This window comes from Imhoffiella purpurea (assembly GCF_000585215.1).
Lineage (GTDB): Bacteria > Pseudomonadota > Gammaproteobacteria > Chromatiales > Chromatiaceae > Imhoffiella > Imhoffiella purpurea.
In genome coordinates this window covers 1-12,291 of the sequence record NZ_AONC01000042.1, presented here as the reverse complement: position 1 = coordinate 12,291, position 12,291 = coordinate 1, and the positions used below count along the sequence as shown (strand labels likewise).

The window sequence follows — 12,291 nt, the reverse complement described above, 5'->3', positions numbered from 1 at the left end:
GGGAATCTCAGATTCGGCTTCGACCGCCTGTTTCCGATACGCACGGGCTTCGCAGCCGAAGCCGCACCGACACCAGCAGCTACTGCGGGTGACGCGGTCTAGCGTGCGCTGTCGACGTAGCGGTCGCGCGCGGCCTTGGCACGTTCGAAGATCTCGAGCAGACGATCGCCATCGGCGCGGCGAATGCTTTCGGCCAGATCCGTCATCTCGATACCGAAGCGGGCGAGCATGGCGCTGAGCGCCTCGCGGTTGGCGAGACAGATGTCGCGCCACATGACCGGACTGCTCGAGGCGATACGGGTGAAGTCGCGGAAACCGCCCGCGGCATAGCGGAAGATCTCGTCGTTCTCGCGCATGCGCGCGAGCGCGTCGACCAGGCCGAAGGCGAGCATATGGGGCAGATGGCTGGTCGCGGCCAGCACCTCGTCGTGGTGCGCGACCGACATGCGGGTCACCTCGGCCCCGCAGGTCTCCCACATGGCCGTGACCCGCGCCAGGGCGTCGGGATCCGTCTCCGGCAAGGGGGTCAGGATCACCCGGCGATTCTCGTAGAGCTCGGCGAAGGACGCCTCGACGCCACTGCACTCGGTTCCCGCGATCGGATGCCCGGGGACCAGGCGCGGCGGGACCGCCTCGAAGGCGGACAGGGCGTCGGCCACGACGCTTCCCTTCACGCTACCCCCATCGGTCACCACGGCCCCGGGCTCGAGCCGGTCGCGGATCGCGGAAAAGACGCCCTTCATGGCCCCCAAGGGAACCGCCACGAAGACCATGTCGGCCCCCGCGACGGCATCGCCCGGACTCTGGGTGAATCGATCGATCACGCCCAGCTCGACCGCGCGCTCGAGGTTCGGCAGCGAGCGGCCGCAGCCGACCACCTCGCCGACCGCATCGGCGCCGCGCAGCGCGCGCGCCAGGGAACCGCCGATCAGCCCGACCCCGAGGATGGCGAGGCGCTCGATCATGCGGCGAGCACGTCCTTGAGCGCGGCGATGAAGCGGGCGTTCTCCTGCTCCAGACCGATGCTGATCCGCAAATGGTTGGGCAGACCATAGTTCCCGACCGGACGCACGATGACCCCGAGCCTCAGCAGCGCCTCGTTGATGGGGGCGGCCGGACGCCCCAGATCGAGCATGACGAAGTTGCCGACCGAGGGGATGTAGTCGAGCCCCATCTCCTGAAAGGCGCCGGTCAGCTGCTTCATGCCAGCGCGATTGAGTTCGACCGAGGCGCGGACGTGATCACGGTCGTGGATGGCCGCCGCGGCCCCGGCCTGGGCCGGGGCGTTGACGTTGAACGGCTGACGAATGCGGTTGAGCAGATCGGCGAGACGCGGATCGCTGATGCCGTAGCCGACGCGCAGCGCGGCCAGACCGTGGGCCTTGGAGAAGGTCCGGAGCACGATCAGGTTGGGAAAGGTCTCGACCCAGTGGGTGGCGTCCGGGAAGTCCGGCTCGGAGACGTATTCGGTATAGGCCTCGTCCACCACCACGATGCAGGTCTTGGGCAGGGAGCCGATGAAGGACCGGAGCCGCTCGGCCGAGAGCCAGGTGCCCGTCGGGTTGTTGGGGTTGGCGATCCAGACCACGCGGGTACGCGCGTTCACCAGATCCGACATGGCATCGAGATCGTATCCGTAATCGCGCGCCTTGGCGACGCGCGCCGTCGCACCCACCGACTGGGTCGCGATCGGATAGACCGCGAAGGAATACTCGGAGAAGACGGACTCGACACCCGGTTGCAGAAAGACGCGGGCGATGATGTCCAGGATGTCGTTCGAGCCGTTGCCGATGGTGATCGCAGCCGGCGAGACCTGATGGTAGTCGGCGAGCGCGCGGCGCAAATCGAAACCGCCGCCGTCGGGATAGCGGCCGAGCTCGGCCAGACAGGCGGCGATGGCCTCGCGCGCCTTGGCGCCCGGGCCGAGCGGATTCTCGTTGGAGGCCAGTTTCACCGAGTCGCGGATACCGAGCTCGCGCTCCAGTTCGGACACCGGCTTGCCCGGCACATAGGGATTCAGTCCGGAGATCCAGGGTGCGGCGATGCCGAGGAAGGGATTTTCAGCTTGGGTCATTGGAAGTCACGCATGCGTTGTACCTGAACCCGGCGATCGGCACCGCAGAGGCGAAAAACATTCGACGAGATGGAACGACGCATCCATGCATGCCCCATCCCGACGCTCGAACGCTTCGCGTCCTTCGCGGTTCAATGGCCGTATTCCGGTTGGATGATCACATCACGGCCACCGGATAGGAGCCCAGGACCTTGAACAGCAGGGCATCCTTCTCCAGATGCTCCAAGGCTGCGGCGACCGGCAGGTCCTGACGGTGTCCCATGATGTCGATGAAGAAGACGTAGTCCCAGATGCCGCGGCGCGAGGGGCGCGACTCGATACGGGTCATGCTGATCCCGTGGGCCGCCAGCGGCAGCAGCAGGGCGTGCAGGCCACCCGACTTGTTGCGGCAGGAGAGCAGCAGGCTGGTCTTGTCCTGTCCGCTCGGCGGTGAATCCTGCTTGCCGATCACCAGGAAGCGGGTGGTATTGCCCGGATCGTCCTCGATCCGCTCGGCGAGCACCTCGAGACCGTAGATCTCGGCCGCCTGGAACCCGGCGACGGCGGCGCCTCCCGGATCGTCCGCCGCGATCCGCGCCGCATCGGCGTTGCTGCCGACCGGAACGCGCTCGGCATGCGGAAGATAGCGATCGAGCCAGCCGCGGCACTGGGCGAGCGATTGCTGATGCGAATAGATGGTGCGGATCGCGGCGAGATCGGTTTCCTTGCTCATCAGATGATGATGAATCCGCAGCGACACCTCGCCGGTGATGCGCAGCGGCGAACTCATGAAGAGATCCAGGGTATGGTTGACCACGCCCTCGGTGGAGTTCTCGACCGGCACCACGCCGAAATCGCAGGCGCCGGCCTCGACCTCGCGGAAGATCTCGTCGATGGTCGCCATCGCCTTGGTGACGACCGAGTGACCGAAATGCTTGATGGCGGCGGCCTGGGTGAAGGTTCCCTCGGGCCCGAGAAAGGCGGCGTTGAGCGGACGCTCCAGGGCCAGACAGGCGGACATGATCTCGCGGAAGAGACGTGCCATCTCCTCGCCGTCGAGCGGTCCGGGATTGGATTCCTTGATCCGGCGCAGGATCGAGACCTCGCGCTCCGGACGGTAGAACTGCACCGCCCGTCCATCGGATTCCGTCTTGATGTGCGCGACCCGCTGGGCGCAGCGGGCGCGCTCGCTGATCAGCTGCAGAATCTCCTGATCGATGTCGTCGATCCGCTGGCGGACCGCGTCGAGCTCGTCTTCCGTGCTGCCTGTCGTCATCGTCGATGCCTCCGGTCAGCAGCCGAGGCAGCGCACCGAGAGCACCCCATGGATCGCCCGAATCCGCGCCACTGTATCCGCGGGACAGGGCTGCTCGAGATCGATCAGGGTCACGGCGACATCCGCGCGCGAGCGGTTGAGCATGTCGACGATATTGATCCCGGCATCGGCCAGATCGGTCGAGATCTGACCGACCATGTTCGGCACGTTGCTGTTGACGATCGCCAGTCGCTGGCCACCGGTGCGCGGCAGGCTGATCTCGGGGAAATTGACCGAGTTGGTCACGTTGCCGTTCTCAAGATAGTCGCGGACCTGATCGGCGACCATGATGGCGCAGTTGTCCTCGGCCTCCTTGGTCGAGGCGCCCAGATGGGGCAAGGTGATGACGCGCGGATGGTCCTTCAGCAGGTTGCTCGGAAAGTCGCAGCAATAGGCGTAGAGATGGCCCTGATCCAGGGCGGTGACCACGGCGTCGTCGTCGAGGATGCCGGAGCGCGAGAAATTCAGCAGTACCGCCCCCTTGGGCATCAGCTGGATGCGCTCGGCATTGATCATGTGTCTGGTGTGCTCGTTGAGCGGCACGTGGAAGGTGACGAAATCGGAGCGCGACAGCAGATCGTCGATGCTGAGCGCGGCCTGGACGTCCCTCTCGAGCTGCCAGGCTCGGCTCACGGTGATACTCGGATCGTAACCGATGACCTGCATGCCGAGGGCGCGCGCCGCGTTGGCGACCCTGACCCCGATGGCGCCGAGTCCGATCACGCCGAGTGTCCGCCCAGGCAGCTCGAAACCGGCGAACCGCTTCTTGCCGGACTCGACCGCCTCGTTGATCGCCGCGTCCTCGCCCGACAGGCCGCGGGCGAAATGCCATGCCTGGGGTATGTTGCGCGCGCTCATCAGCATACCGGCGAGCACCAGTTCCTTGACCGCGTTGGCATTGGCACCGGGCGCATTGAACACGGCCACGCCGCGAGCGGTCATGTCCGCCACCGGGACATTGTTGGTTCCCGCCCCGGCGCGACCGATGGCCTTGACGGTCTCCGGAATCTCCATGTCGTGCATCTTGGCCGAGCGGACCAGGATGGCGTCCGGGTGGCTGATCTCGGATGCCACCTCGTAGAAGTCGCGCGGAAGCCGCTCCAGGCCGACCACGGAGATGTTATTCAACGTCTGGATCTTGAACATAGGAAGTCGTGGCTCGTCAGTGAACAGCGTTCAGTGAGAAGAAGTGGGGAGCATCAGCGGCCGGAGCCACAGGCGGCCGACGACCGACCACTGATCGCTGCCCACTGAATTCAGCCCTGCGTGCGCTCGAACTCTTGCATGAAAGCGACCAGCGCCTCAACCCCTTCTTCGGGCATGGCGTTGTAGATGCTCGCGCGCATGCCGCCGACGGACCTGTGCCCCTTGAGGGTGGTCAGACCGGCGGACTTGGCCTCCTTGAGGAAGCGGTCGTCCAGTTCCGGATTGGCCAGGGTGAAGGGGACGTTCATCCAGGAGCGGGCCTGGGGATCGACCGGATTGTTGTAGAAGGCGGAGGCGTCGATGATGTCGTAGAGACGCTTCGCCTTACGGGCGTTGATCTCGGCCATGGCCTCCAGCCCGCCCTTGTCCTTGAGCCATTGGAACACCAGTCCGGCCAGATACCAGGCATAGGTCGGCGGGGTGTTGTACATGGAATCGCCGTCGGCCTGGACCTTGTAGTCGAGCATGGTCGGGGTGCCGGCGATGGGCTGGCCGATGAGATCCTCGCGCACGATGACGATGGTCAGCCCGGCCGGGCCGATGTTCTTCTGTGCCCCGGCATAGATGAGACCGTACTTGGAGACATCGACCGGGCGCGACAGCAGGGTCGAGGACATATCGGCGACCAGAGGCTTGCCGTTGGTCTCGGGCACATAGGGGAACTCCACGCCCTCGATGGTCTCGTTCGGGGTGTAGTGGACGTAGGCCGCCTCCGCGCCGAGCGCGAGCTCTTCCTGAGTGGGGGCACGGGTGAACTTGCAGTCGTCGGTGGCCGCGGCAACGTTCACCTCGCAGAAGCGGCGCGCCTCGGCGATAGCCTTCTTCGACCAGGACCCCGTGTTGAGGTAATCGGCCTTGCCCCCGCCGTGCAGCAGGTTCATGGGTACGGCGGAGAACTGGGTCGAGGCGCCACCCTGCAGAAAGAGCACCTTGTAGTTGGCCGGGATCTTCAACAGCTCGCGCAGATCGGCCTCGGCTTGGGCGGCGATGGACATGAATTCCTTGCCGCGGTGGCTCATCTCGGCCACGCACATGCCGCTTCCCTGCCAATCGAGCATCTCGTCCCGTGCCTGGGAGAGGACCGGTTCGGGCAGCATCGCCGGACCGGCGCTGAAGTTGTAGACGCGAGCCATTCTGACATTCCCCATAGAGGTTTCGGTTAATCGTCGGTGTCGGAGTCGACACCCTCTTGCGGATCCGCGGCATCGTCCGGATCCGCGGCGGCATCCTCTTCGGCACCGCCGTTCTCTTTGTCGCCCTCGAGGGCGACGATACGCTCGACGAAGACCAGGCGCTCGCCCTCGGCGAGATTGATGAGCTTGACGCCCTGAGCGCTGCGGCCGACCGTCGGGATCTCGTCCACGCAGGTGCGGACCAATGTCCCACCCTCGGTGATCAGCATGATCTCGTCACCGGGCCGCACCAGCACGGCGCCGACCTGGGCGCCGTTGCGCTCCGAGGCGCCGATGCCGATGACGCCCTGGGTTCCGCGCCCCTTGGTGGGGAATTCCTCGACCCGGGTCCGCTTGCCGTAGCCGTGCTCGGTGACGCTGAGCACGGTCCCCGGCTCGGGCACCACCAGCGAGATGACCCGCTGATCCTCCTTGAGCATGACGCCGCGCACGCCGTGCGCGGTGCGCCCCATCACCCGGACCTGTTCCTCGGGGAAACGCACCGCCTTGCCGGCCGAGGTGAAGAGCATCAGGTCCTGCTTGCCGTCGGTGATGGCCACGCCGATCAGATACTCGTCGTCGCGCAGGTCGATGGCGATGATGCCGCGCGAGAGCGGCCGCGAGAAATCCTTCAGCGCGGTCTTCTTGACCGTTCCGGCGCTGGTCGCCATGAAGACGTAATAGCCTTCCTCATAGTCGCGCACCGGCAGCATGGCATTGATGCGCTCGTTGGGCTCCAGCGGCAGCAGGTTGACCATGGGGCGCCCGCGCGCGCCGCGCCCGGCCTGCGGGAACTCGTAGACCTTGAGCCAGTAGACCCGGCCGCGACTCGAGAAACAGAGCACAGTGTCGTGCGAGTTGGCGACGAAGATGCGGTCGATGAAGTCCTCCTCGCGGAAGGAGGTGGCGCTGCGGCCCTTGCCGCCGCGCTTCTGGGCCTGGTAGTCGCTGATCGGCTGGGCCTTGGCGTAGCCCTGGTGCGAAAGGGTCACCACCAGATCCTCGGGGGCGATCAGATCCTCCAGGGTCAGATCCGTATGGTCGATCTGGATCTCGGTGCGGCGATCGTCGCCGAACTGCTCGCGGACGGCGACCAGTTCGTCGCGGATCACCTCCATCAGACGGTCGGGATCGGACAGGATCAGCAGCAGGGCGGCGATCTTCTCGAGGATCTCCTCGAACTCCTTGAGGATCTTCTCCTGCTCCAGACCGGTGAGACGATGGAGTTGCAGGTCCAGGATCGCCTTGGCCTGGCGCTCGCTGAGCCGATAGCCGTCCTCCGTGAGCCCCAGGCCCGCCGCCAGATCCTCCGGACGGGTCGTCTCGGCACCGGCGCGCTCCAGCATGCCGGTCACGGCACCGGGCAGCCAGGCCCGCTCCATCAGACGCTCGCGCGCATCGGCGGGACTGGCCGATGCCTTGATGGTGGCGATGACCTCGTCGATGTTCGCCAGCGCGATGGCGTAGCCTTCCAAGACGTGCGCCCGATCGCGGGCCTTGCGCAGCTCGTAGAGGGTGCGGCGCGTCACCACGTCGCGACGATGCCGCAGGAAGTACTCCAGCACCTGCTTGAGGTTGAGGGTCAGCGGCTGGCCGTCGACCAGAGCGACCATGTTGATGCCGAACACCTGCTGCATCTGGGTATGCTGGTAGAGGTTGTTCAGCAGCACCTCGGCATGGGTGTCGCGCTTGAGCTCGATGACGATGCGCATGCCGTCCTTGTCGGACTCGTCGCGCAGACCGTCATGGGCGATGCCCTCGATCTTCTTTTCCTTGACCAGCTCGGCGATGCGCTCCAGAAGCCGCGCCTTGTTGACCTGATAGGGCAGCTCGGTGACGACGATGGCCTCGCGCCCGCTGCGCGACTGGACCTCGGTGGTGGTCCGGGCGCGCATCACGCAGCGGCCGCGGCCGGTCCGATAGGCCTCGCGGATCCCACGTACCCCATTGATCAGGGCGGCGGTCGGGAAGTCCGGCCCTGGAACCAGCTCCATCAGCTCGTCGAGGGTCGTCAGAGGATTGTCGATGATGGCCAGACAGGCATCGATGACCTCCCGCAGATTGTGCGGCGGGATGTTGGTCGCCATGCCGACGGCGATGCCGGAGGAACCGTTGACGAGCAGGTTCGGAATACGCGCCGGCAGTACCGAGGGCTCCTGCTCGGTGTTGTCGTAGTTGGGGACGAAGTCGACCGTATCCTTGTCCAGGTCGTCCAGCAGGGCCTCCGAGATGCGCTTCATGCGCACTTCGGTATAGCGCATCGCCGCCGGAGGGTCCCCGTCGACCGAGCCGAAGTTGCCTTGACCGTCGACCAGCAGATAGCGCATGGAGAAGGGCTGGGCCATGCGCACCATGGTGTCGTAGATGGCCGCGTCACCGTGCGGGTGATACTTACCCATGACGTCGCCCACCACGCGGGCGGACTTGCGATAGGCGCGGTTCCAGACGTTGCCCTGCTCGTGCATGGAGAAGAGGACGCGCCGGTGCACGGGCTTGAGTCCGTCGCGGACGTCGGGGAGTGCTCGTCCGACGATGACGCTCATGGCGTAATCGAGATAGGACTGGCGCATCTCGTCTTCGAGATTGATTGGCAGGACTTCTCTGGCGAAATCTGGCATGGGCGTGATGAACCGACTTGGTGAGACCCTTATGACGTCTCGCGCGACGCCACATCAGGCTGTTCTAAACCGGTCGATTCTATCATGACAGGGCATGAGCCGCTCTCACCGCCGACACCTGCATCCTCGCCAGGCGATACCGCTTCTCCTTGGCCGACCAGCTCAAGCCCGATCGTTCCAGTACCCGATTCCATCCGGAACGCTCAGATCGGGCGCGGGCCTGGCGAACAAATAGCCCTGAACCAGATCGGCGCCATGCTCGACGGCATATGCCAGCTCGCCCTCGGACTCGAGCCCCTCGGCCAGGACCTGAATACCGAGCTCGCGCGCGATACCGACGAGCGCCTTGAAGATAGCCTGACGTTCGCGGTCGAGATGGATATGGCGCATGATTCCCATGTCCACCTTGATGATGTCGGGCTTGAGCAATGCCAGGAGATTGAGGGAGGCATAGCCGCTGCCCACGTCGTCCAAGGCGACGCGATAGCCGACCTCGCGATAGAAGTCGAGAATGCGCTTGAGGTGATCGATGTCTTCGACCTTCTCGGTCTCGACCACTTCGAACACGATCTGATGCGGCTCGAAACCGAGCCGATTCGCCCAACGAACCGTGGTCTGCAGACAGTGCGCGGGGTCGTAGATGGCCGTCGGAACGAAATTGATAAACAGCAGACCCTCGACCCCAACGTGCGCCGCGCAGCGCAAGGCCGAGACCCGAGCGAGCCGATCCACCTGGAACAGCAGATCGCTGGTGAGCGCCTTGGAAAAGATCTCACCGGGAAACATCAGCCCACCGTCCGGACGTCTGGCGCGCAGCAAGGATTCGTGGCCCACGACCGAACCGTCTGTCGCGCTCAGAATGGGCTGGAACCAGGATAGGAAGGATTTCCGGGCGACCACCTCGACCAGATCGCGCGCATCCAGCAGTTCCAGCCAAAGGTCCAGCGTCCGTGCCCGATTGAAGCTCTGAAAGCTCAATACCTCGCCCGACGCAAGTTGCAGGACCGAGATGTCGGCGGCCTCGCTCGCGTTGAACGGCCGCGAATCGCGCACAGTCTCCAGGAACTCGACCAGACGGGTATCCGCGAGCGTGACCACCATATCGTCCCGTGACTGAACGAAGCCGTATCGGTCGAGAACCTCGACGACCTTGTCGAGCAGCTCGCGCACGCTGCAGGTGATCAAAAGATCGCCCTGACCTTCGAACAGCACGGGGGGCTTTCGGCATTGTCTACAAGGCATCTTGAGGGCCCCCTTTGCACCATCGGTCACGCCGGCATGAGGGTCTGGATCGCCCCCTCATCCCGGCACGACGGAAGGGCAGCTCAACGCATGAGTTCGCACATCTTCTCCGGCGTCGGATCCAAGACGACCCCTTTCTCGGTGACGATCGCATCCACGAGAGAGGCGGGGGTGACGTCGAAGACCGGATTGCGGGCGACGCAACCCTCAGGGGCCAGACGCCGTCCGCCGCAGCTCAGGAGTTCCTCCGGATCGCGCTCCTCGATCGGGATCTCGGCACCCGAGGCGACCTCCATGTCGATGGTCGAGGTAGGCGCCGCCACCATGAATTTGATCCCATGATATTTGGCCATCACGGCCAGGCCATAGGTTCCGATCTTGTTGGCAACGTCGCCGTTGGCCGCGATGCGGTCCGAGCCCACGATCACCCAGCCTACGCCTCCAGTCGCCATCAGGCTGGCCGCGGCACCATCCGCCTGCAGGGTCACCGGAATGCCGTCGTGCATGAGTTCCCAGGCTGTGAGACGCGATCCCTGCATCCAGGGACGCGTCTCGTCGGCATAGACCCGGGTGATCTTGCCGGCGGCGTAGGCGCTGCGCACCACCCCAAGCGCAGTGCCGTAACCGCCGGTGGCAGCCGCACCGGCATTGCAATGGGTGATGACCTCGGTCGGCCCCTCGATCAATTCGGCCCCCAGATCGCCGAGACGACGGTTCGCCGCGCGATCCTCGTCATGGATGGCGATCGCCTCCCGAAGCAGACGCTCGGTCGGGTCGGTCGTATCCAGCTGCTCGATCAGCGCACGCATACGACGGATCGCCCAGAAAAGATTGACCGCCGTGGGGCGCGAGGCGGCCAAGCGCTCCAGGTCGGCCTCGATCGCCGTCTTCCAGTCGCTCCCAGCCGAGGCGAAGGCCGAGCGCCCGGCCAGCACGACGCCATAGGCCGCGGCGACACCGATGGCGGGGGCCCCGCGGACGACCATCGCCCGAATCGCATCCGCGACCGCGTCCGCCCGATCGTAGGAGAGGAACTCGGCCCGTTCGGGCAGGATGCGCTGATCCGCGAGATAGAGACGGCCCTCGTGCCAGACGGCGGCATCGTCTGGGGTCGGAACGGTCGGGGTCGTGGTTTTCATCGAAGGCTCCTTATGGCATTTTGCCGCGCATTCTCTCTTATTCGCAGCCACAACCAAAGGACCGAGCGATGCAAGCCGAACTCCTCATTCATGCGCAATGGGTGCTTCCCGTCGATCCAAAGAATCGGCAACTGACCGACCACGCCGTCGCCATCGCGGACGGTCGTATACAGGCCGTCCTCCCCTACGAGGAGGCTCGGCGCTCGATCCAGGCCGAGCGGGTGATCGAGCTGCCCGGACATGCGCTCATCCCCGGTTTGGTCAACGCCCATACCCACGCGGCCATGACCCTGATGCGCGGATTGGCGGACGATCTGCCGCTCATGACCTGGCTTCACGATCACATCTGGCCGACCGAGAAGCGCTGGGTCGACCCGAGCTTCGTCGGCGACGGCACCCGGCTGGCCGTACTGGAGATGCTGCGCGGCGGGGTCACCTGTTACAACGACATGTATTTCTACCCGGAGGTCACCGCCCAGGTAACGGCAGAGGCCGGCATGCGTGCCGTCATCGGCATGATCGTGGTCGACTTTCCGACCGGCTATGCCGATTCCGCGGACCAGTACATCGCCAAAGGACTGGCACTGCAGGATCAGTATCGCGATCACCCATTGATCCGAGTCGCCTTCGCCCCCCATTCGCCCTATGCGGTCTCCGATGCCCCGCTGCAACGCCTCGCAGCGCTGGCCGATGAGCTGGAGGTTCCCATTCACCTCCATCTCCACGAAACGCACGACGAGGTCGTCCAGTCGCTGCGGGATCATGGCGAGAGACCCTTCGCCCGAATCGACCGACTCGGCCTGATGGGTCCATCCCTGGCATCCATCCATATGACCCAACTGGAAGACGACGAGATCCAGCGGCTCGCCGAGACTGGAGCACACGTCGTGCACTGCCCGGAATCGAACCTGAAGCTTGCCAGCGGATTCTGTCCGGTCGCCAAACTGCTGAGCGCAGGTGTCAATGTCGCGCTCGGAACGGACGGAGCCGCCAGCAACAACGATCTCAACCTGCTGGGCGAGATGCGCACGGCAGCCCTGCTCGGCAAAGGGGTCGCAAACTCGGCAGCGGCCGTTCCAGCCCATGCCGCACTGCGCATGGCGACGATCAATGGTGCCAAAGCACTTGGATTGGATGACGAAATAGGATCTCTGGAAGTGGGAAAATCGGCCGATCTGGTCGCCGTCGATCTTCGCGATTCGCACACGCAACCGCTCTACAATCCAACCTCTCACCTCGTGTATGCCGCTGGACGGCATCAGGTGCGTCAGGTATGGATTCAAGGACATCAGGTCATCAAGGACGGCGCCCCATTGACCCTGAATCCGGCCGAAACGATCTCAGCCGCACAGGTCTGGGGAAGCCGTCTGGCAGAGCATCACCAGGGATAAAGGCAGACAAAGTCCTCGAACCTTCAAACATAAAAATCATCATCCAATAGGGCGCATCTCTTCGCGCCCTTAGCGTCATTGCGGTTTTATTTTCTCACGCGCAAAGAAGAAACCCCTGGCTCCTTATGGGAGTCAGGGGTTTCGGGATAAAGCCC

Annotated in this window: 9 protein-coding genes; 1 reads left to right on the top strand and 8 read right to left on the bottom strand. The window is 64.7% G+C overall.

What is annotated here, in order from left to right:
* Window positions 1-98 precede the first annotated feature (98 nt).
* The 8 genes from D779_RS14080 to mtnA all read right to left on the bottom strand — a co-directional run bounded on the left by D779_RS14080 (window position 99) and on the right by mtnA (window position 10,745).
* Complete coding sequence (locus tag D779_RS14080) at window positions 99-965, bottom strand: prephenate dehydrogenase (RefSeq protein WP_043755232.1); 867 nt, start codon at window positions 963-965, stop codon at window positions 99-101.
* Window positions 962-2,074 (bottom strand): histidinol-phosphate transaminase, encoded by a 1,113-nt coding sequence (gene hisC, locus D779_RS14075; protein ID WP_043755230.1) that lies wholly within the window; start codon window positions 2,072-2,074, stop codon window positions 962-964. The genes D779_RS14080 and hisC overlap by 4 nt, the downstream gene beginning before the upstream one ends.
* 157 nt (window positions 2,075-2,231) lie before the next feature.
* On the bottom strand, window positions 2,232-3,329 hold the full coding sequence (pheA, locus tag D779_RS14070) for a prephenate dehydratase (protein ID WP_043755227.1): 1,098 nt from the start codon (window positions 3,327-3,329) through the stop codon (window positions 2,232-2,234).
* Window positions 3,330-3,344: 15 nt separating this feature from the next.
* On the bottom strand, window positions 3,345-4,514 hold the full coding sequence (locus D779_RS14065) for a phosphoglycerate dehydrogenase (protein ID WP_043755225.1): 1,170 nt from the start codon (window positions 4,512-4,514) through the stop codon (window positions 3,345-3,347).
* 110 nt (window positions 4,515-4,624) lie between these two features.
* The gene (gene serC / locus D779_RS14060; protein WP_043755222.1) at window positions 4,625-5,707 is read right to left on the bottom strand and encodes a 3-phosphoserine/phosphohydroxythreonine transaminase; all 1,083 of its coding nucleotides are present in this window, start codon (window positions 5,705-5,707) and stop codon (window positions 4,625-4,627) included.
* 26 nt (window positions 5,708-5,733) lie between these two features.
* A complete protein-coding gene (gene gyrA, locus D779_RS14055) occupies window positions 5,734-8,364 on the bottom strand; it encodes a DNA gyrase subunit A (RefSeq protein ID WP_043755220.1) in 2,631 nt (876 codons plus the stop codon).
* A gap of 162 nt (window positions 8,365-8,526) precedes the next feature.
* The gene (locus tag D779_RS14050; protein WP_232424194.1) at window positions 8,527-9,576 is read right to left on the bottom strand and encodes an EAL domain-containing protein; all 1,050 of its coding nucleotides are present in this window, start codon (window positions 9,574-9,576) and stop codon (window positions 8,527-8,529) included.
* Between the two features lie 113 nt (window positions 9,577-9,689).
* Window positions 9,690-10,745 carry an S-methyl-5-thioribose-1-phosphate isomerase gene (mtnA, locus tag D779_RS14045; protein ID WP_043755218.1) on the bottom strand — a complete coding sequence of 352 codons (1,056 nt, stop codon included), beginning with the start codon at window positions 10,743-10,745 and terminating at the stop codon, window positions 9,690-9,692.
* 68 nt (window positions 10,746-10,813) lie between these two features.
* Between mtnA and D779_RS14040 the strand changes: the two genes are divergently transcribed.
* On the top strand, window positions 10,814-12,136 hold the full coding sequence (locus D779_RS14040) for a TRZ/ATZ family hydrolase (RefSeq protein WP_043755217.1): 1,323 nt from the start codon (window positions 10,814-10,816) through the stop codon (window positions 12,134-12,136).
* Window positions 12,137-12,291 lie beyond the last annotated feature (155 nt).